Source organism: Flavobacterium frigidum (genome assembly GCF_048286735.1).
In the GTDB taxonomy this organism is placed as follows: domain Bacteria; phylum Bacteroidota; class Bacteroidia; order Flavobacteriales; family Flavobacteriaceae; genus Flavobacterium.
Map to the genome: position 1 here is coordinate 41,555 of NZ_JBLVPU010000012.1, position 22,358 is coordinate 63,912.

18 protein-coding genes are annotated in these 22,358 nt (G+C 34.1%); 10 read left to right on the plus strand and 8 right to left on the minus strand.

The features are described 5' to 3' along the window. Positions 1-110: 110 nt before the first annotated feature. Positions 111-1,442: a PDZ domain-containing protein gene (locus ACNQGO_RS08745; protein ID WP_417985023.1), complete on the plus strand. Its 1,332-nt coding sequence runs from the start codon at positions 111-113 to the stop codon at positions 1,440-1,442. A 59-nt stretch (positions 1,443-1,501) separates the two neighbouring features. Here the strand turns inward: ACNQGO_RS08745 and ACNQGO_RS08750 are convergent, their stop codons facing one another. Continuing rightward, positions 1,502-1,888, minus strand: a complete 387-nt coding sequence (locus ACNQGO_RS08750) for a DUF1573 domain-containing protein (protein ID WP_417947906.1) — start codon at positions 1,886-1,888, stop codon at positions 1,502-1,504. A 160-nt stretch (positions 1,889-2,048) separates the two neighbouring features. Between ACNQGO_RS08750 and ACNQGO_RS08755 the strand changes: the two genes are divergently transcribed. Both ACNQGO_RS08755 and ACNQGO_RS08760 read left to right on the plus strand, forming a co-directional pair. After that, positions 2,049-4,682: a valine--tRNA ligase gene (locus tag ACNQGO_RS08755; RefSeq protein ID WP_417985024.1), complete on the plus strand. Its 2,634-nt coding sequence runs from the start codon at positions 2,049-2,051 to the stop codon at positions 4,680-4,682. A 370-nt stretch (positions 4,683-5,052) separates the two neighbouring features. Further along, positions 5,053-5,430, plus strand: a complete 378-nt coding sequence (locus ACNQGO_RS08760) for a hypothetical protein (RefSeq protein WP_417947614.1) — start codon at positions 5,053-5,055, stop codon at positions 5,428-5,430. A 121-nt stretch (positions 5,431-5,551) separates the two neighbouring features. On the opposite strand, the gene ACNQGO_RS08765 is transcribed toward ACNQGO_RS08760, so the two are convergent. From ACNQGO_RS08765 to ACNQGO_RS08795, 7 genes are all read right to left on the minus strand, one after another. Beyond that, positions 5,552-6,097 carry a PepSY-associated TM helix domain-containing protein gene (locus tag ACNQGO_RS08765; RefSeq protein ID WP_417947616.1) on the minus strand — a complete coding sequence of 182 codons (546 nt, stop codon included), beginning with the start codon at positions 6,095-6,097 and terminating at the stop codon, positions 5,552-5,554. A gap of 59 nt (positions 6,098-6,156) precedes the next feature. Continuing rightward, the gene (locus ACNQGO_RS08770; protein ID WP_417985025.1) at positions 6,157-8,364 is read right to left on the minus strand and encodes a TonB-dependent siderophore receptor; all 2,208 of its coding nucleotides are present in this window, start codon (positions 8,362-8,364) and stop codon (positions 6,157-6,159) included. A gap of 197 nt (positions 8,365-8,561) precedes the next feature. Continuing rightward, on the minus strand, positions 8,562-9,035 hold the full coding sequence (locus ACNQGO_RS08775) for a DUF6265 family protein (RefSeq protein ID WP_417947288.1): 474 nt from the start codon (positions 9,033-9,035) through the stop codon (positions 8,562-8,564). A 257-nt stretch (positions 9,036-9,292) separates the two neighbouring features. Then, entirely contained in the window at positions 9,293-11,587 is a 2,295-nt protein-coding gene (locus ACNQGO_RS08780; RefSeq protein WP_417947286.1) for a type IA DNA topoisomerase, read from the minus strand. Positions 11,588-11,768: 181 nt separating this feature from the next. After that, a complete protein-coding gene (locus ACNQGO_RS08785; protein WP_417947284.1) occupies positions 11,769-12,176 on the minus strand; it encodes a hypothetical protein in 408 nt (135 codons plus the stop codon). A 231-nt stretch (positions 12,177-12,407) separates the two neighbouring features. Then, the gene (locus tag ACNQGO_RS08790; RefSeq protein ID WP_417985026.1) at positions 12,408-14,135 is read right to left on the minus strand and encodes an AAA family ATPase; all 1,728 of its coding nucleotides are present in this window, start codon (positions 14,133-14,135) and stop codon (positions 12,408-12,410) included. Positions 14,136-14,262: 127 nt separating this feature from the next. Further along, positions 14,263-15,156 (minus strand): dienelactone hydrolase family protein, encoded by an 894-nt coding sequence (locus tag ACNQGO_RS08795; RefSeq protein WP_417985027.1) that lies wholly within the window; start codon positions 15,154-15,156, stop codon positions 14,263-14,265. Positions 15,157-15,648: 492 nt separating this feature from the next. Here ACNQGO_RS08795 and ACNQGO_RS08800 point away from each other — a divergent pair, with 492 nt between their 5' ends. The 7 genes from ACNQGO_RS08800 to ACNQGO_RS08830 all read left to right on the plus strand — a co-directional run bounded on the left by ACNQGO_RS08800 (position 15,649) and on the right by ACNQGO_RS08830 (position 22,342). Next, positions 15,649-16,593, plus strand: coding sequence for an ion channel (locus ACNQGO_RS08800; protein WP_417985028.1), 945 nt, complete (start codon positions 15,649-15,651; stop codon positions 16,591-16,593). Positions 16,594-16,680: 87 nt separating this feature from the next. Then, complete coding sequence (locus ACNQGO_RS08805; RefSeq protein WP_417985029.1) at positions 16,681-17,577, plus strand: MerR family transcriptional regulator; 897 nt, start codon at positions 16,681-16,683, stop codon at positions 17,575-17,577. Between the two features lie 36 nt (positions 17,578-17,613). Further along, complete coding sequence (locus ACNQGO_RS08810; protein WP_417985030.1) at positions 17,614-19,089, plus strand: phytoene desaturase family protein; 1,476 nt, start codon at positions 17,614-17,616, stop codon at positions 19,087-19,089. Between the two features lies 1 nt (position 19,090). Further along, the gene (locus tag ACNQGO_RS08815; RefSeq protein ID WP_309760330.1) at positions 19,091-19,930 is read left to right on the plus strand and encodes a phytoene/squalene synthase family protein; all 840 of its coding nucleotides are present in this window, start codon (positions 19,091-19,093) and stop codon (positions 19,928-19,930) included. 50 nt (positions 19,931-19,980) lie between these two features. Then, complete coding sequence (locus ACNQGO_RS08820) at positions 19,981-20,421, plus strand: sterol desaturase family protein (protein ID WP_309760327.1); 441 nt, start codon at positions 19,981-19,983, stop codon at positions 20,419-20,421. A 164-nt stretch (positions 20,422-20,585) separates the two neighbouring features. Next, positions 20,586-21,047, plus strand: a complete 462-nt coding sequence (locus ACNQGO_RS08825; RefSeq protein ID WP_417985031.1) for an SRPBCC family protein — start codon at positions 20,586-20,588, stop codon at positions 21,045-21,047. Beyond that, a complete protein-coding gene (locus ACNQGO_RS08830) occupies positions 21,047-22,342 on the plus strand; it encodes a cryptochrome/photolyase family protein (protein ID WP_417985032.1) in 1,296 nt (431 codons plus the stop codon). The genes ACNQGO_RS08825 and ACNQGO_RS08830 overlap by 1 nt, the downstream gene beginning before the upstream one ends. Positions 22,343-22,358 lie beyond the last annotated feature (16 nt).

The following is a 22,358-nucleotide window of genomic DNA, read 5'->3' on the forward strand; positions in this document are numbered from 1 at the left end:
GCAAATTTGCGATTTTTTTTCCGAATGTATTACAATCAAAACGAGTATATATTGTTAAAACTGCAGTTTTGATATAATTTTTTTTAGTATTTTTATGTCAAAGATTAACAATGAAAAAAACATTAGTAACAATTCTCATCTGCCTACTTTTCTACTCTGTTTCTGCCCAAGAAGGATTTCAGTTTGAAAATGGCGTAAATAAAATCAGCATTCCATTTAAATTGATCAATAATTTAGTTTTTTTACCTATTAAAGTAAATGGAGTTGAGCTTAATTTTCTTTTGGATACAGGTGTTGACGAAACCATATTATTTAGTTTGGAAGACAAAAAAGAAGTTCGTTTTTTTAATACAGAAAGAATTTTATTGAAAGGATTGGGTAGTCAAGAAGCCGTCGAGGGTTTAAAATCTACCAATAACATTCTAGAATTTGATGCCATGAAATTTCGGAATCATATGCTTTATATTATTTTAGATCCCGAATTTAATTTATCATCTCATGTAGGAATTCCAGTTAACGGTATTATTGGCTATCAGTTTTTCCGAAATTATTTAGTCGAAGTCAATTATAGCAAAAAGAAAGTTGTAGTGTACAGAGAAACTGAAAAAAATCGAGTAAAAATTGAAAAAAGCTATAAAAAAATACCTATTTCTATTGAAAAGTCGAAACCATATATACAAAGTACCATCGTTCAAGACAATAAGGAAATACCAGTAAAATTATTGATAGACATAGGAAATAGTGATGCTTTATGGCTATTTCAAAATCGATCCGAATTGATTAAAGTACCTACTAAGAATTTTGAAGATTTTCTGGGAAGGGGATTTAGCGGTGATGTGAAAGGGAAAAGAGCCTTGATAAATAAATTTAAAATCACAGATTTTAAATTTAATAATCCTGTAGTAGCTTTTCCGGATTCAGTTTCTATAAAAAATGTAAATATGGTTGAAGATCGCAAAGGCTCTGTGGGAGGAGAAGTTATGAAGCGATTTACTGTGGTTTTTGATTATAAAAACAATCAAATGTATTTAAAAAAGAACGGGAATTATAGTGCGCCTTTTAGTTACAATAAAAGTGGGGTTGAGATCCAGCAAAGCGGATTGCAATGGATACAGGAAACATTACGTATGGAAACCGTGACACTATCTTCTAGTTATAATGACGCGGGAGGTGTTAAAGTTAGTACCAATGATTTTAAATATAAGTTCCTATTAAAGCCTATTTATGAAATTGCTTACGTTCGCCCAAATTCTCCAGCGGCAATTGCAGGATTACAAAAAGGAGATGGAATCATAACGATTAACAATAATCCAACTTACAAGCGGACTTTGCAAGAAATCAACACTCTTTTTAAAACCGAAGAGGAAAAAAGTATCACTTTAGAAGTTGTACGTAAAAGTAAAATTTTGAAATTTAATTTTCAGTTGTACAATATTTTATAAAAAAAATGCTTTTGGTAAAATTGTCCAAAAGCATTTTTTATTCATATTTAAAAATTAATTTAATCCGAGATAACTTCACCCTTTATTTTAAGAGCAACTCTGCCGTCTTCATAATTTACTGCATTTGACTCTACTGTTAGGGTTTTTCTGATTGGTCCAAGTGCCATATTATATTTTACCGTTATTTTGCCTTTTTTTCCGGGTAGAATTGGTTCATCCGGTTTGGTAGGAACTGTGCAGCCACAAGTAGAAAGCACATTAGTTATTATCAATGGTGCATTACCGGTATTTGTGAAGATAAAATCACGAGAGCCGTTCCCATTTTTGTTAATTTTTCCATAATCGATTGTGTTGTCTTTGGCTTCAAATTCAATTTTTGGACCATTTTGCGCAAAACCAATAGTACTGATTAATGCGAATGCGACTAAAGCTATTGTTTTTTTCATTTCCTAAATATTTAAATTCATTAAGTAAATTTACATCCTTTTAATTTACGTACAAATAATTTTTTCGCTTTTTATAGTGTACTTTATTATTTACTTTTGTTCTCAACTTGAATTACAAATATCAGACCAAAGTTTAATTTTGGTTTTAACTGTTGCTTTTATGACTATTCCCGCACAATTTGACGCTAAAACCATTGAAAATAAGTGGTATGACTACTGGATGAAGAATAATTATTTTCACTCTGAGCCCGACCATAGAACACCCTACACTATTGTTATTCCTCCTCCTAATGTTACTGGGGTTTTGCACATGGGACACATGTTAAACAATACGATTCAAGATGTATTAATTCGAAGAGCCCGACTTAAAGGTTTTAATGCGTGTTGGGTTCCTGGCACTGATCATGCTTCTATAGCCACTGAAGCGAAGGTAGTTGCTAAATTAAAAGCTGAAGGAATCAATAAAAATGATTTAACACGCGAAGAATTTTTATCTCATGCCTGGGAATGGACAGATAAGTACGGTGGTGTAATTCTAGATCAGCTAAAAAAACTAGGTGCTTCATGTGACTGGGAACGAACTAAATTTACAATGGATCCTGACATGTCGGCATCTGTAATTCGTTCTTTTGTCGATCTATATAATAAAGGTTTGATTTACAGAGGATACCGAATGGTAAACTGGGATCCCGAGGCAAAAACTACTTTGTCTGATGAAGAAGTAATTTATGAAGAACAACAAGGAAAACTGTATTTTCTGAAATATATAATCGTAGGAAGTGAAGATTTTCTTACTATTGCAACAACGCGTCCGGAAACTATTTTTGGAGATACTGCGATTTGTATTAATCCTAATGACGAGCGTTTTACTCATTTAAAAGGTAAAAAGGCGATTGTTCCTATTTGTGGAAGAGTTATTCCAATTATTGAAGATGTATATGTAGATATAGAATTTGGTACTGGTTGTTTAAAAGTAACTCCGGCACACGATATGAATGACAAAATATTGGGAGAAAAGCATCATCTTGAAATAATTGATATTTTTAACGAAGATGCAACTTTAAATAGTTTTGGATTACACTATCAAGGTCAAGATCGTTTTGTGGTTCGTGAAGCAATTGCCAAAGAATTAGAAACAATTGGTGCTTTGGCAAAAACAGAAATACACTTAAATAAAGTAGGAACCTCAGAAAGAACGAAGGCCGTTATCGAACCTCGTTTGTCTGATCAGTGGTTCTTGAAGATGGAAGATTTGGTAAAACCTGCCATTCAATCGGTTTTGGTAGATGGCGATATCAAATTACATCCAGCACGATTTAATAATACCTATGCACATTGGCTAAACAACATTCGTGATTGGAATATCTCCCGTCAGTTGTGGTGGGGACAACAAATTCCGGCCTATTTCTATGGTGACGGAAAAGAAGATTTTGTGGTTGCTGAAACTATTGAAGATGCTTTAAAGTTAGCGAGAGAGAAAACTTTAAACCTTAAACTTGAAACAAAAGATTTAAAGCAAGATGTAGATGCTTTAGATACTTGGTTTTCTTCTTGGTTGTGGCCAATGTCCGTTTTTGGTGGAATTATGGACCCAGAAAGTGACGATTTTAAATACTATTACCCAACCAACGATTTGGTTACGGGTCCAGATATTTTATTTTTCTGGGTGGCTAGAATGATTATTGCAGGTTATGAATACACAGATAAAAAGCCATTCACAAATGTATATTTAACTGGTTTAGTTCGGGACAAACAAAGACGCAAAATGTCTAAATCATTAGGAAATTCGCCTGATCCTTTAGACTTGATTGAGAAATTTGGTGCCGATGGTGTTCGTGTAGGCTTGCTTTTGAGTGCTTCTGCAGGAAACGATATCATGTTTGATGAAGAATTATGTAACCAGGGAAAAGCATTTACCAATAAAATTTGGAATGCGTTTAAACTAATCAAAGGCTGGGAAGTATCTGATGCTATCCCTCAGCCAGAATCGTCTAAAGTTGCCATTGAATGGTATGAGGCTAAATTGCAACAAACACTTCTTGAAATTGAAGATAACTTTGAAAAGTATAGAATTTCAGATGCGTTAATGGCAATTTATAAATTAGTTTGGGACGATTTTTGTTCTTGGTTCTTAGAAATGATCAAACCGGCGTACCAACAGCCAATAGACAGCGAAACTTTGGCGAAAGCCATTGAAATGCTCGAAAACAACATAAAATTATTGCATCCTTTTATGCCGTTTTTGACCGAGGAAATTTGGCAAATTCTTGCAAAAAGAACTACAGCAGAAGCATTGATTGTTTCGACTTGGCCAGAAATGAAACCTTTTAATGCCAGTTTAATTGCTGATTTTGAAAATACTATTGAAGTAATTTCCGGAATTAGAACGATTCGAAAAGACAAAAATATTCCGTTCAAGGATGTGATAGCGTTGAAAATTGTTAATAATGATAAAGCGTCTACTTATTTTGATTCGGTTGTAACTAAATTAGGGAATATCACTTCATTAGAATATGTATCTGATAAAGTTGACGGTGCATTATCTTTCCGTGTAAAATCGAATGAATATTTTATCCCGATAACAGGAAACATAAACGTTGAAGAGGAAATTGCAAAACTAACCGCAGAGTTGGTGTATACGCAAGGTTTCTTGAAATCGGTTCAAAACAAACTATCCAATGAGAAATTTGTTGCTGGCGCACCAGAGAAAGTGTTAGCAAACGAAAGACAAAAAGAAGCGGATGCTTTAGCAAAAATTGAAACTATCGAAAACAGTTTGGCTGGACTAAAATAATAACAAAATTAATATTTTATTTAAAATCTCATTTGCAACCGTTGCGAATGGGATTTTTTTTTAAATGAATCACATTTTAAGTTATAATTAAAATTTTAAACAGAGATTGAAACGATTAAATCTGTTTAAATCAGTTTAAACAGGGTCTGATTTTATTAGTATTACAACTCAGCTTTGAATACCTTCATTCCTTGAATTAAATTCAGGTACTTCCAATCCTTAGTGGTTTAGTTTGAAAGTCTTTTATCGACCAACGTCAAAAGCTCTGTGTTTTAAAGAGTATTTTGTCCTTTAAACGATTTTAAATTGCTTCCTGAAATATTGTCAATATTTTTACGATATAATTTCCCAATACCACAAATAATACAAGATGAAAAAAGCATTTAGTCCAGCTTATAGACAACATTATTTTGAAGGCTATTCTATTGGTTTAAATCCATATTTACAATTTAATAGTGCAATGAAAAACGATGCATTTATAATTGGGTTTAATGCTGGGCGTTCAGAATATGAACGAATGAATGGCTTAATTTGTAATGGAATCCCGCAGCGAATCGTTACAGATATGATTTTAGAGGATTTTCTTATTGCAGGTCTACTTGGATTACCTATTGATGATGAAGGATATACAGCACATCAAGTAGCGATGATTGAGGAATGGTATCAAAGTGGAATCGAGAAATATGAACCCAATCATAGCAATGCTCTTTTTGAACTACTGGAAGAAAGCGGTATTCAAATTTGTTAAGAATCATTGCGATTCCCTTATAATTCAAATAAATAGATTGTTTTTTATACATAATGCCCCCAAAGAATGTTTATTTTTTGGGGGTAATTTATTTTGAAACGAAGCTTTTATTATTTGTATTTTAAAATAAAAATAAGAACAATAATGGAAATAGAACTCCAGCAACTGCCAGTTTCCAACCTCTATTCTTCCAACTGAATTTTCCAGCTTTGATCATCAAAGTTCCAGTCAAAGCAATAACGATTAAACTTATTGCAAAAATGTCAGAATAGTAAATCCAGAAATTCGAAGTGTTTTTGTGTAATTTCATCGCTTGACTGATGATTGGCGTTTTTACAAATGATACAATTTCTCCTTTTCCTGTTTTCATATCAATTTCGACATCGTGGTTTTCAAAGGAAATTTTAAATACTTCTTTTTTAATATTGTGACGCCTCATTTTATCATCGATCCCCAATTTTTTCCCTAAATATTCGGCAAATTTTTCATCAATTTTACTTTCTTCAGGCAATTTTACTTCAATCGCTTTTGTTTCGGTGGTGTATTTTTCAGGATGCCACATATCTCTGTGATTCATTAATAGTCCAGAGAATGCAAACGATACAATGAGTCCGATGTAAAAATATCCTAAATCACGGTGTAAGTTTCTTGCTTTAATTTTTTTCATGGTTTAAAAATTTATAAAATGAATTAGGAGTCAGACTATTTGTTTGGTAAAAGGTTTAATTAAAATTTATATCGTAAACTGGTTAGTACTTGTCTAGGTGCAATTGGGTTTACGCTATAGTTTTCGTGTACAGTGTAGTTCAACTCATTTGTAACATTAGAAAGCTTGCACAAGATCGATATTTTTTTCCATTCATAACCAACGGATATGTCTATTGTGGTATAGCCTTCTAAAGGAATTTCTCTGTCAAATATACCATTAGGCAAGGAAGCATCTACTTGATTGTTCCAACCACCAACTCTTTTCCCGATATAATTTCCTAAAGCTCCTAGCGAAACTCCTTTAAGTGCACCAGATTGTAACGTATAGAAAAAGCTTAAATTTGCTGTATTTGCTGGAGTTCTAGCTAATCGATCTCCTTCAATAAAGCTCCCTTTTAAACCAGAAGTTTTGGTAAAACGCATATCATTGTAACTGTATCCAGCGATAATGTTTAATCCCTCAATTGGTTTTGCAACAATATCAAGTTCTATTCCTTTACTATTGGTTTCTCCACTTAACACTTTTATTGAACTATCTGTATTAGAAGAACCATCCGCTTTAAATTCAGCAGTTTGTGCTAAATTACTATTTGTAATTTGGTACACAGTAACATTTGTGCTTAATGCTCCCCTCCAAAAATCTTTCTTCACACCAACTTCATATTGGTCAATTATGGAAGGTTCAATTGCTTTTAAGTCTACTGTTGTTCCCGTATTTGGAGTAAAAGAGTTTGCGTAACTGGCAAATACAGACAAATCCTTTGTAGGTTGATAAACCAACCCAAGTTTTGGAGTGAAGGCTAGGTCTTTTCGTTTTTTGTCTTCAGTAATTATTTTTTTAACCAAGTCTGTGGTTTCTACTTGTGCCTCTTGCCAAGACCAACGAATTCCTGCTAGAACTTTGAATTTTTCAGTAAGTGAAATTAAATCTTGCGCATAGATGCCAAAACGGTTCGTATTTGTTTTTACAATTCGGGTATTTGTTCCATTTGGGATTGCTCCACCTTGATTAAAATTTTCAAAATCATATAGGTTACCACTACCGTACGTATTAGGTGTAAACACAAATGTATATGCTTGTAAAAAGGAATTTTCCATATCTACACCTGTAAATAATTGATGTTTGATTTGTCCTGTTTTAAAATTTCCTTGCACGCTCAATTGTTCGCCTATAATTTGTTCTAAGTTTTTATTTTGTCCCAGAGGTCTTTTCCAATCACCATTTGCAGTTGGTTGCACTCGTTCGGTACCTTTAGAAGTTCTTTTGTAGTTTTGAAAAGAAGTATTAAAGTTTAACTTCCAATCTTTATTAAAATTATGTGTAACCAAACCAGAAACAGTAGCTTGATTGGTTTCGCCATTAGACCAAGTTGCGCCTAAATAAAGGTTTCTAGGAAGGTCTAATATTTTTTTTCCGATGATTCCCGTTCCAAAATCAGGAGTCCAATAGTCTTTTAAATAATCTCCTTGTAAAGTTATTTCAGTTTTATCACTTACTTTAAACAAAAAAGAAGGATTAATGTAATAGCGCTCTTTGGTTACATTATCTCTAAAACTTGCAGAGTTTTCATAAGAACCAGTAAAGCGGTAGGCAATAATGTCATTCATTGGGCCATATACATCAATGGATGGTTTATAAAAAGAATAACTGCCCATTTGCATTGAAATTTCGCCTCCTTTCTTGAAAGACGGAGTTTTAGTAACCATGTTTAAAATTCCCCCTGGCGCCACATTTCCGTAAAGCAAAGCAGCACTTCCTTTTAGGACTTCAACTTTTTCTAAGGACGAAACTTCAGGAATAGATCCGCTATTAAAACGGAAACCATTTTTAAACATATTATTAGCAGACATGTCATATCCTCTCGAAAAAAATGATTCTTGCGCGCCACCTCTAGCCGAACCTACATACACACCATTGATGTTTTTGATGACTTCACTTAAACGAATGGCTTGTTGTTGTGTTATTATTTCAGCACCAATAACTTGAACGCTTTGTGGTGTATCCATTGGTTTTAAACCAGATCGCAGTGCCGACACAGGTTTTTTCTCTTTATTGGCGGTAATAATAACTTCTCTTAGCACACCACCTTTTTTGTTTTTGATTGTATCAAATTCTGATGAAATTTCGGCATCAAAATTTTTGTCGTCAGTTGCAGAAGCTGATTCTTGTGCGAAAGAAGACAAGCTGAATAATAGGCTTACTGTTGGGAGCAAAATATACTTCATGATTGTTTATTTGGAATAATTAAAAATAACGGTGCAAATATATAAAGCACTTTTGATTTAACAAAACTTATTTAGACTAAATATGAATAGTGAAGTAAAGATAGTTCTCTCGCTATTGAAATTCAGTATTTTAAAAGCATAAAAAAACCTTACTTTTAATGAGTAAGGTTTTGATTGGTAGCCGATATGTTAAAATTTTATTTGATTTTCTTCATTATAAATTCTTCTGAAGTAGGTTTTCCTTGCTGTATTCCAGAAATTTTAATCGCTAAATCAGCCGTGGTTTTGTGAGAATATGAGATTTTTTGGGGATAATCGTGTTTAAGATTTTCAAATGTTAGTTGTTCTGGAGTTTCATTCGTTTGTTTGAAAGCAACTGCTTTGTCATTATTTTGTCCTATTACAGTTGCATAATAGGTGAGAACGTCACCTTTTTGTTGCAAAGTGATGGTTTCAAAATGGATCGTATCCTTTTCTTTAGTAAAATAGGAAGTTGCTTGAAAAGTACTGTCATTTACTTTTGACCAAGACTCTGTCAGCGTACCTTCATCGGACTTGCTTTCCCAATTACCTAAAATCCAATTGGCTACATTTATTTTGTTAACTTTCTCAGATTTTTGGCAAGAAGCAACCATCAGGGTTACAACGATAAAAAGAATTGTATTTTTCATGAGTACAGAATTTATTCGTGATTACAGCTTATCAAAATTAACAAAAAGATTGCAATTAGTGCGATATCATAGTTCAAATTATTGCGGTTGACCGCTTATTGTTCTTGATATTTGTCCCGCTAGAAGTCTCTCGATACTGTTGTTCTTCTACCTGGAGAAGCTTCTAGCATGACAATTAGATTGGAATAGTGTAAAGGTAAAAAGGATTGCAAGGATATAATTTCTTTATCTCTTTATTATTCGTAAAGAATGTAAATTTATAGTGAGCATCCTTTCAAAATGGTATAAACCAATTCCTTTGTAGGTTTTTGATCTTTTAATTTATCCCGAACTAGATCAAATGGTACTTTAAAATCGCAGCCTGATTTATACTGACTGCAACCATAAGCTGTTTTTCCTTTTAGAACGGTTCCTTTCTGGCATTTCGGACAGATTAATTCGTCAGGTATGGCTTTCGCCAAAGTTTTCTTAGGTTCTAAAATGAGTTTGAAATTGTCATCAAAACGCAACAAGCCATCTACAGTACCTGAATTGGTTTTAAAATCTTTCAAGTTTACCGTTGATCCTTTTTGAAGCAATCGCAAGTATTGGTTTTCGGATATTTTTTTATCTGCAAAAGTATAGGGCAATAAAAAAGTGCATCCCGCTTTGTAATCGCTACAGCCATAAGCTGATTTTCCTTTGATAAGTATTCCTTTTTTACATTTCGGGCAGGCTTCCGCCAAAATTCCGATTACTTTCTTTTTCTCTACTTTAGCTACTTCTTTTGGAGCACTTCCTGCATGCGAAATATTAGCTTGCCTGCTTTCACTGCGAACTTCATCGACCAAAGTGGCTACCATTCGCTTCATATTATTTATAAAGGAACCAGCACTGCAGGATCCCTTTTCAATATCTTTTAACTGTTTTTCCCAAGATCCCGTCAATTCCGCTGATTTTACTAAATCATTTTGAATCGTATCAATAAGCTGAATACCCGTTGGTGTGGGCAAAACTTGTTTTTTGTTTCTTACAATATATTGGCGTCTAAAAAGAGTTTCAATAATATTGGCTCGTGTTGAAGGTCTTCCAATACCGTTTTCTTTCATCAATTCGCGTAAATCTTCATCATCCACTTGTTTGCCTGCGGTTTCCATGGCGCGCAATAAAGTGGCTTCGGTAAATTGATTCGGTGGTTTGGTTTCCTTTTCTAAAAATGAAGGTTGGTGAGGCCCTTTTTCACCTATAACAAAGCTCGGCAAGATGTCCGCTTCTTTTTCTTTTGCGTTTGGGTCTTCAAACACTACACGAAATCCTTTTTTCAAGATTTCTTTTCCAGTGGTTTTGAATAAAATATCGGCAGCTTTCCCGACTACCGTAGTATTGGCAACCAAACAATCGTCATAAAACACGGCAATAAATCGCTTTGTAATACTATCATACACTTGCTGCTGATTGTATTGCAATTTACTTTGAATCCCCGTTGGAATAATCGCATGGTGATCCGTAACTTTTTTATCGTTGAAAACCTTGGGCGATTTTTTTATCTTTTTTTCCAAAAGCGGTTGCGTTAACGCGGCATAATTCGTCAAGTTTTTCAGAATCCCAGGTACTTTTGGATAAATATCATTAGGTAAAAATGTGGTATCGACTCTCGGGTAGGTGACCACTTTTTGTTCGTACAAAGTCTGTACAATTTTAAGCGTTTCATCGGCCGTAAAACCAAATTTTGTATTGCAATAGACCTGAAGACCTGTTAAATCGAATAGTTTTGGTGCAAACTCATTGCCGTTCTTTTTTTCGACAGAAACTATTTCGAACTCACTTTCTTTGACTTTATTGGCGAGAATTTCGCCATCTTCCTTTTTCAAAAAACGCCCTTCCTCATAACTGAAAAGCGTATCTCGATACACCGTTTGTAATTCCCAATACGGCTGTGGTTTAAAATTCTTGATCTCTTTAAATCGGTCCACGACCATTGCCAATGTTGGGGTTTGCACCCTTCCAATAGATAAAACTTGTTTGTATCCGCCATGTTTTACGGTGTACAATCGCGTGGCATTCATACCGAGTAACCAGTCGCCAATAGCTCTGGAAAATCCGGCGTAGTACAAATTATCGTAGTTTGCGGATGGTTTCAGATTTTGAAAACCCTCTTTGATAGCTTCGGTGGTTAGGGATGAAATCCACAGGCGTTGTACTTCCCCTTTATACTGGGCTTCGTTCATGACCCAGCGCTGAATGAGTTCTCCTTCTTGTCCTGCATCCCCACAATTGATGACCAATTCGGCTTTGTCGAATAATTTTTTTATGATTTTAAACTGCTTTTGGATCCCTGAATTCTCCACCACTTTGGTCTCAAATTTCTCGGGAAGCATGGGCAGGTTGTTCAAATCCCAACTTTTCCAATGCGGTTTGTAATCGTTCGGTTCTTTCAAGGTACATAAATGCCCAAAAGTGTAGGTTACCTGATACCCATTGCCTTCAAAATACCCATCGTGCTTGATATTGGCACCCAAAACGGATGCGATTTCTCGTGCTACACTTGGTTTTTCGGCAATACAGACCTTCATTCTTTGCGATTGATTTTGAAGTCGCAAATTAGGAATTTAGAAATTAGTATGGAAAGGAAATCTAAGGGAGTTATGATTAGGAGGTGCGTCCTGTTTTTTTAGAAGTAATAAAATGTACGGGTTTCCAGTACTTGGCACTTTAGTTTGGAGTATTAGATATTTGGATATTTTATTTAAGATTTTACATTTTTTTACGAGCTACACTTATAAAAACAAACAAGAAAAATAAAAAGAACATCCAGTCATTGATGCCATAAATCACATAAAATATTCCGGCCATTTTATCTTTTTCTATCACATCTGTAATTTTGTTATCGAGTATCCATTTTGTCCAGTGCGTTGCGTAAATCAATTTTTCAATCATAAATACGGCAATTAACCATTTTACTTGATTAAAATTTTGGGATACAGCTATATAAGCAAACCCCCAAACTACAATCATGATCAATCCAAAATTGGACATGGCTTGAGGATCAAATTCTGGAATAACCGTATTACTAAAAAATCTGGAGAATAATAATACCCCGATTATATTCATCAATCCAGCAAGAATAAATCCTTTGGTTAGGTGTTCTTTTTTAATGTTCATTTTGTGTCGAATTAGATGTGATTTTGTAAAATTTTGATCTTTTGCTCTTTAATTTTAAAGTATTAAAAATAAGCAATCTATTTTGTACATGTACTTGATTTGCTGTTAAGTAAAAAGGTTTTTAAAATGCTCGGCCCGAGCGATAGCATATAGGCGAAGCAAATCACTCTTAATACAAAACCAACTTCAAATTAAGCCTAAACTTGCCATATTGCCAAACGGCTGTTCTTTTTATTCTCTATTAAATATACAATTTTCTAATTCTTTAAAGACTTTCATATCTTGGGTAATATATTCAGATAATGTCAGTTTGAAACTTTCTGCATTAATACTAGCACTAATTCCACAAAAATTTCTAATTCGATTTACTTCATCTTTAATGTTGTTGTCATTAATGTTAGTGACAAACTTATCATATTCAATTTCATTAAAAGTTAAGTTGTTTGCACTGCAAAATGCAATTAGTACTTCTTTGTCAAATAAATAATTTTCAATTTCCCAACGCTTCATAATTCTGAAATGCTTGGGATTAGTTTTGAGATACACTTGTCTTTCGTTTTCGTCATTTTGCCTGCCTGAAGAAACGTCTCTATCTTTAAATACGAAAATTTCAATATCTGAAAAGACCTTCGTTAAAATAGCAAGAGCTATTTCACTTCTTTGGTCAAGTTCTGTATTCCCACCACTTGAAATAAATAACGTATCGTGATACTTTTCACCGTAAATATTATTAAAAACTTTAGCGTCGAATCCTTTTTCAAGTCCATTTATCCCAGGACGGTCTTTACCCTCGCAATAAACGATACGTTTTGGACTAACCAATCCCGTTAAATCGTCTAGTGCGGTTTCAAATATTTCTTTCCATTTTGCTAAAGATTTTTTTATTGGAATAAGTGTTTGTTGAGTTGATGCCCAACTAATTCCTTTTTGAAATTGAATTATTTGGCATTCATCTTTTAAGTCTTCTTGTAATGCTCTTAAAAAGCCAATACTATGAGTTGCAATCCAAATTTGACAATTTTGGCCAACTAGTTTATTTATTTCTAGTAGTAGTTTTTTTTGAATAGATGTGTTTATATGAAGTTCTGGCTCATCAATTAAAAATATCGTTTCATTATATTCTTCTTGTCTTAAATACAAATCAAGTAAAATATCTACAACTTCTTTTTCACCAGAAGAAAGAACATTAAATTCAAACTCTTTTGGATGGTCACTTTTCTTAAAAAACATTGTTCCCTGATTTGCTTCAATGTTTCCAATGCCCATTATTTCTAAATCAAGACAGTTTTTGAGAGAAGAGTTTAGATCTCCAATGATTTTTACTTTTGCTTGACTTGGTGTACAGTCTTGTTCGTGAAGATATTTGTTAAATTTAATATATAGTCTTCTGTAATTTTCTTCCATTTTATCATCCAAATCGGAAGATGCTGTAGCTCCATAATTATTTAACCTTATTTCTGTAGTAGCTTTAGATTGGGTAACTTTTAAATTACTGTTATACCTATATGGACTTCTAAATGAAAATATGGTATTTTCTTTACCAGTTTTTGTTCTATCGCTTTTAAGTTGTTGAAAATTACTTATATCTAATTCAATCACAATATTTTGATAATCAAAATTAGGCATTTGAGTCATTGAATGATAGTTGTGGTCTTTACTGCCTTTATCACCAATTGCACCGTAGGCATTATTATGAAATAACATTCCATCAAGTACGCTACTTTTTCCGCAACCATTTGGTCCAACCAAAGCAATAATTCTTTTAGGTTCATCCCCCAAGTCAATTGTCAACTCGTGAAATCTTTTATACCCGTTTTTTAATTGTATTTTTTTTATTCTCATTTTTAATTTGGTACTTGTATGCTTTATCTGAGTTAGAGTTGCCGATACCTTATCTATACGTCTGATAAAATCAGACCTATCTCCTAAATTTAAAGAGATAGTTCTCACTGCTGTCATTTTTAATTTGTTTCAAATATAATTCAAATTCTGCATTGCATTTAATTTTTGAAGTATTTTATTTACAGTATAGCATAAAAAAAGTGGAGACCTAATAGTTCCACTTTTATAGCAAGCATTACAAAATTCACTTCTTCTTCAGTTCCTTTTTAAAAAAATCTATTGTTCTTGTCCAAGATAAAGTAGCTGCTTTTTCATCGTAGCGCGGTGTAGTATTGTTGTGAAAACCATGGTTCACTCCTTCATAAAAATAAGCGACATGCGCTACTTTGTTCTTCTTGAGTATGGTTTCATAAGCGGGCCAGCCATCATTGACGCGGGTGTCTAAGCTGGCATATTGCGCTAGGATAGGAGTTTTTATGAGTTCGGCTTCAGCTGCTGTGGGTTGGCCACCATAATATGGTACTGCAGCGCCTAAGGTTGGGATTTTTACCGCCATCATGTTGGCAATCCATCCGCCAAAACAAAAACCAACTACACCAATATGTCCGTTGCAATCTTTGTGTGCTTTTAGGTAATTGTAGGCTGCGATGAAGTCTTCGAGCATTTCCTCCCGAGTTCGTTTTTTTTGTAATTCTCGACCCGCATCATCATTTCCAGGATAACCGCCTAGTGGTGACAAAGCATCAGGTGCCAAGGTGATAAAACCATCTACGGCTGCTCGGCGTCCTACATCTTCAATATACGGATTCAATCCGCGATTTTCATGCACCACAATAATTCCGGGTACTTTCTTTTTTGTTGCTGTGGGTTGAGATAAAAGTCCTTTAATCGTACCGCCACCTTTGGGAGAATCATAAGTTATAAATCCTGATTTTATTCTGGGATCTTCGGGTTTTATTAAAATAGCATCCGCATAATTGGGCGTCATAAAACTCAGTAGAGAAGGCAGTGTAAGCGTTCCCACAGCAAATAATGATAATTTTTCTACAAAACTTCGACGGTCAATTTTGTTGTGTGCGTAGTCATCGTACAAGTCAAATACTTCTTGGCTGATGTCTTCTTTAGTTATTTGTTTCATCGCTTTTTTTTAGTTGGTATTAATATAATAAAAAGTTTTGAGAGCATTTTATAGTCGAAATTATAAAATACTTTATTTAGTAGGCTCTAACTTTTTCATTTTGAGGAACGAAGAAGTCCCGTGTCTTGACCAATTTCTGAGGATTTCTCCTTCGATTAAAAGAATAATAAGGGTTCTAAGTAGCAAGAAAGATAAATTGTAGCAAGTATTAAAAATTGTTTTTGCTACAGATTTGAGGGTTAAAAATATTTTTAAAATTACACAACAAATTAATCTGTGCTAATCTGTGAAATCTGTGGCAGAGAAATTTAGTGCTTTATTAGAATACGACATTACATTTTAGCCATTACTTAGTTTTGAATTTGATATAAAAATAACCGTCAATAATAAAATATATATGATGTTTTGCATTTTAGTTCTATTTTTGAATTTCCAATCGCAATGGCAACCAAGCGTGAGAGGTTAAATCAGCGCTATTTTAGGTCAAACACAATGAAAGCAACAAGAGCATCACAGCAAAATACTGGTTTTGGAACCAATGCCAATAATTATGGTGGGCGTTTTATCAATAAGGATGGAACCGCTAATGTAGAAAAGCGCGGATTGTTTTTATTAAACCGCATCAGTTGGTACCACACTATGATCGATATGCCACGATGGCGTTTCATGTCTATCCTGTTGTTGTTTTACGTTGGAATGAATTTCATTTTTGCACTATTGTATTATGCAATAGGTATTGAACATTTAAACGGGATCGATGCTACTGGCTCTGATTTAGGTAAATTTGGTCAAGCCTACTTTTTTAGTGCGCAAACCTTTACTACTGTTGGCTATGGTCACATTAGTCCAGTAGGTTTCTTAACAAGTTTGCTTTCTGCTGCCGAGGCATTAATAGGATTATTGAGTTTTGCAATCGCCACAGGTTTGTTTTTTGGTCGCTTTAGCAAACCAACCGCTTTTTTAAAATTTTCACACAATGCACTTGTTGCACCTTATGGCGAAGGAACTGGATTAATGATTCGGGTAGCACCTTTTAAAAACACCAATCTTACTGATGCTTTGGCAAAAGTTACGCTGGGAATAAGCATCAAAGAAAATGGACTAATGACCAATAAATTTTTTGCCTTGGACCTAGAATTGGATAAAATAAATTTGTTAACTCTAAGCTGGACACTCGTGCATCCCATAACCGAGGATAGTCCGCTATATAAGTATACACAAGAGGATTTTGAAGCTATTCATGGTGAAATAATAGTCATGATCACCGCTTTTGACGATATGTTTAGCAACACGGTAGCCATAAGAACATCGTATACTTTTAATGAGTTGGTTTATGGAGCTAAATTTGAACCCATGTTCACCAGGAGTACCGATAATTCTAAAACAATCCTAAATTTAGATCTGTTGAACGTTTACAAAAGGGTTTCTTTACCATAAATTGCTCTTTTTTTATGTGTTTTGGAATTTTAAAAGCTGTTTTTAATTAAATTTATTTTACATTTGTTCAATAAATTTGAATAAACGATGAACAATGTAAAAAATGTGTTTAGTATTAAGGATCTTGAGAACCTTTCGGGCATCAAGGCGCACACGATACGTATTTGGGAAAAACGCTACGATATTTTGCAGCCCATGCGTACAGATACTAACATTCGTTTGTATGATTTGGCGAGCTTACAAAAATTATTAAACATCACGTTGTTACACGATTACGGCTATAAAATTTCAAAAATAGCTACGTATCCACAGGAAAAAATACCTTCTTTAGTACGTGAAATAATTTCGAGCAAAACAGCAAAAAGTCATGCCATAAGTGAGTTTAAAATGGCTATGATGAACTTTGATCAGGAGCTTTTTTTTAATACCTACAATTGGTTAATTGCAGAAAAGTCGTTCAAAGAAATTTTTCACCAGGTTTTTATTCCGCTGATGAATGAATTGGGATTGCTGTGGCAATCCGATACTATAACTCCAGCTCATGAACATTTTATTAGTTATTTGATTAAACAAAAATTATTGGTCAACACTGAGAAACTTCAAGTGTTGAAGCAAACTAAATTGGATCGTATTTTTGTGTTATCACTTCCTATGAACGAAATTCATGAATTAGGACTGATGTACTTAAACTATGAAATTTTATTGCATGGCTACAAAACCATTTACTTAGGGGAGAGCATGCCAATCGAGAACTTGAAAGATTTGAAAAAACATTTTAGTTCTATTATTTATGTATCGTACATGACAGTGCAACCCGAAAGAGATGTTGTGGATAGTTATGTTCAAAAAATGTCAGAAGAATTACTAGATGATACTACTGAATTATGGTATATTGGTCGCATGGTTGAGTTTGTAAAAAAAGAAAAATTATCTCAAGGAATAACAATTTTTAATTCCATCAACGAATTAGTCGATTGGATTTAATTATTTGTTTAAACTATTTGTATATTTGCTAAACAAATGAAGAATATTAAAAAGATTACAATCATAGGTTCTGGTTTCTCTGCTTTGGCTGCTTCGGCGTACCTAGCGCAAAGTGGATATGATGTTACAGTATTCGAAAAAAACGATGCTATTGGTGGTCGTGCTAGACAATTAAAAAAAGATGGGTTTACCTTTGATATGGGACCAAGTTGGTACTGGATGCCAGACGTTTTTGAACGTTTCTTTGCTGATTTTGGAAAAAAAACTACCGATTATTATGAGCTTATAAAATTGTCTCCAGCCTACCGCGTGTATTATGGAATTGATGACTTTATAACCATTGCCGATAATTTAACTGAAATTATAGCTGCTTTTGAAGCTATCGAAAAAGGAAGCGGTGCTCTGCTGCAGGATTTTATGGCTCGAGCCAAAAGTAATTATGATATTGCCATTAAAGATTTAGTGTATCGTCCGGGCGTTTCGCCATTGGAATTAATTACTCCAAAAACTGCTATGAAAGTAGGTGAATTTTTTAGCAACATCAGTAGAGATGTTCGCAAGAAATTCAAAAACAAAAAGCTGATTCAAATTCTAGAATTTCCAGTTTTGTTTTTAGGCGCCAAACCTTCAGATACTCCATCGTTTTATAGTTTTATGAATTACGCCGACTTTGGATTGGGAACTTGGCACCCAAAAACAGGAATGTTTGATGTAGTTCGTGCCATGGAAAGTCTGGCTAAAGAGTTGGGAGTGAAATTTCAAACGAATGCCAACATTGAGAAAATTATTGTCGAAAATAAAACCGCTGTAGCCATTCAAGTTAATGGTGAACGTATAGATTCTGATTTGGTTTTGAGTGGTGCTGATTACCACCACACCGAAACTTTATTGGAGCAGGAGCACAGAGCCTATACAGAGAAATACTGGGATAGTAGGGTTTTTGCACCTTCGTCTTTATTATTTTATGTGGGTTTCAATAAAAAAATCGATAACATTTCGCATCACGCTTTGTTTTTCGATGTAGATTTTTATCAACACGCTAAATATATTTACGATGAACCACAATGGCCTAAAGAACCTTTGTTTTATGCGAACTTCCCTTCGTTAACAGACAAAACTGCTGCTCCTGAAGGAATGGAATCGGGCTTTTTTCTAATACCTTTAGCACCAGGAATCAATGATACTGAGGCGTTGAGAGAGGAATATTTTGATAAAATAATTGATCGTTTTGAAACTTTAACAGGTCAAAGTATCAAAAACAATATTATATTTAAACAATCTTTTTGTAAAAATGATTTCGTGTCAGAATACAACTCATACAAAGGAAATGCCTATGGAATGGCAAACACTTTATTACAAACCGCATTTTTGAGACCAAAGTTAAAGAGCAAAAAGGTTAAAAATTTATATTTCACAGGTCAGTTGACCGTGCCGGGACCAGGCGTTCCACCTGCATTAATTTCTGGAAAATTGGTGTCGGAATTAATTAATAAGCAATTTTCAGAACAATAGTATGAAGCAATTATTTGATGATGTATCTTTTAAATGTAGCAAGTTAGTTACTAAGAATTATAGTACTTCTTTTTCACTGGCGGTGTATATGTTATCACCTGTTATTAGAGATGCCATTTATAGCATCTATGGTTTTGTTCGCTTTGCGGATGAAATTGTCGATTCTTTTCATGGATACGATAAGGAAAGTTTAATTACAGAGTTTGAGGATGAGTATTACAAGGCCAAAGACCGTGGCATCAGCTTAAATCCTATCTTGAATTCGTTCCAGCAAACGGTAAAGCAGTACAATATTACAGATGATCTCGTTCAAGCTTTCTTGAAAAGTATGAAATTAGATCTTATTAAATCAGATTACAACAGCAAGGAAGAGTATGATGATTACATCTACGGATCAGCTGATGTAGTGGGATTGATGTGTTTGAAGGTATTTGTAGCAGGAGATGACAAGCGTTATGCGCAGCTCAAAGACGAAGCGATGCGATTGGGATCAGCTTTCCAAAAAGTAAATTTTTTACGCGACTTGAAAGATGATAACTTGGTTTTGAATCGGAATTATTTCCCTGGAGTCGATCTAAATTCATTCGACGAAAATGCTAAAAAATCAATTATCAATGAAATTGAAGAAGATTTTAGAGTAGCCTACGAAGGAATTGTTAAACTACCTATTGAGGCTAAGTTCGGTGTTTATACCGCTTTTGTATATTATAAAAAATTGCTTAAAAAGCTAGAAAATACACCTTGTGAGGAAATAGGAAGTGCCAGAATTCGAGTTTCAAACTATACTAAAGCCGGATTATTAGCCAAATCTTTTGTTTCCTATAAATTGAAGTTAGTTTAGATTACCCTTACTTTTTTTAAAAAAATTGTTTGACTTTAATACAGAATAAAATGATATTTTTTTTGATTTTTCTAAGTACTTTTCTAATAATGGAATGTATTACGTGGTGCACCCATAAATATGTAATGCACGGTTCTATGTGGTATTTCCATGCCGATCACCACCAACCAAAATATGCTAATATTTTTGAACGAAACGATATCTTTTTTGTAATTTTTGCCGCCCCAAGTATAGCACTTTTTTACTACGGAGTAGAGGGAGGTTTGAATTACAAATTCTTCATAGGTTTGGGAATTATGTTTTACGGTTTGTGTTATTTTATGATTCACGATGTACTGATTCACCAACGTTTCAAATGGTTCAAACACACTAATAACAAGTATTTAATTGGTTTGCGAAAAGCACACAAAGTACACCACAAACACTTGGGTAAAGAACATGGCGAGTGTTTCGGAATGTTATTCGTACCGTTCAAATATTATAAAATATAAGTTTAATTGGGGCGTCACCCCACTTTCACTAGCGTTACAGCGGGGTCGGGCAATCCGTTCCCGCTTTTTTTATCCTGCTTAAAAAAGCAGCACAAAAAAGAGCTCCACTGCTGTCCCTTACGCGAGTCTGTTACTAAGACATCATTTATTTTAAAACACCAAAAATGAAAATATACAAACAAGAAACCGTGCAGCATGTCAATGCCACTGTAGAAGAATGCTGGACTTTTTTCTCTAATCCAAGAAATCTTCAAAAAATTACACCAGAAGGAATGGGTTTTCAAATCACTGATTTTGATCAAAAATCAATGTATCCCGGCCAAATTATTCAATACAAAGTAACGCCTCTTTTAGGAATTACCTTATCATGGATGACATTGATTACTCAAGTAAAAGAAAACAGTTATTTCATCGATGAACAAAAATTTGGGCCTTACAGTTTTTGGCACCACAAGCATTTCTTTGAAGCAACACCTACTGGAACTAAAATGACAGATGTGGTGCACTACGGATTGCCATTAGGGATTTTAGGACGTATAATGAATACGTTAGTGGTGAAAAACAAATTAAAATCCATTTTTGAATATCGGGTTACTAAAGTGGATGAACTATTCAATAATAAGTAATGAGCAAGCAAGTAGTTTCCATTTTTTGGTTCAGACGCGATTTGCGTCTCGAGGATAACATAGGATTGTTTCACGCGCTGAAATCTCCATATCCTATAATACCTGTTTTTATTTTTGATGAGGCAATTTTAAAAAAGTTGCCAAAAAATGATCCACGGGTTGGTTTTATCCATGAAAATCTTTCTAAAATAAATGCACAACTAGAGGAAATAGGAAGTTCCCTTTTAATTCAAAAAGGAGAAACTGAAACTGTTTGGCAATCGTTATTGACACAGTATGATGTCAAAGAAGTTTTTTTTAATAAAGATTATGAACCGTATGCTGCAAAACGTGATGCTGCTATTTGTGAATTATTAGAAGCAAATCATGTTGTTTCGTATTTATTTAAAGATCAAGTAATTTTCGAAGAAAAAGAAATTACTAAAGCAGATGGATTGCCGTACACCGTGTACACTCCTTTTAAAAATAAATGGTTAGAAAAATACAAATCGATGGCTCCAGTTCAGGAGTACGATGCCACTTCACTTTACGCTAATTTTCATAAAAATAGTTTTGTGATACCTACTTTAAACGAAATTGGTTTTGAAGAAAGTAACATCAAAGTTAAGCCACATAATCTTAAATTTATAAGCAATTACCAAGACACGCGAGATTTTCCAGCGATGGATAAAACCTCGTATTTATCCCCTCATCTAAGGTTTGGAACAGTTAGTGTTCGCAAATTAGTTAACTGGGCTTTTCATAAAAATGATGTTTTTTTGAGTGAACTTATTTGGAGAGAGTTTTTTATGCAAATCCTTCACAGTTTTCCTAAAGTAGTCAATCGTAATTTTAAATCGGCGTATGATGGCATTCAGTGGCGCAATGACGAAGCTGATTTTAAGCGTTGGTGTTCAGGAAATACAGGTTATCCTATGGTAGATGCAGGAATGCGCCAGCTCAATGAAACCGGCTACATGCACAATAGAGTTCGTATGGTGGTTGCTAGTTTTTTATGCAAGCATTTATTAATCGAGTGGCAGTGGGGCGAGGCATATTTTGCTGAAAAATTATTGGATTATGAGATGTCATCCAATGTAGGGAATTGGCAATGGGCAGCAGGTACCGGTTGTGATGCAGCTCCGTATTTTAGAGTGTTCAATCCCGAAATTCAACAAAAGAAATTTGACGAAAAAGGAGTCTACATCCGCAAATGGATTAAAGAATTCGATTTGGGTTATGGAAAACCTATGGTAGAGCACGCTATCGCTAGAGATAGAGCTATTGCTACCTATAAAGCTGGAATTTTAAAATAAAATACAGATTGAACAG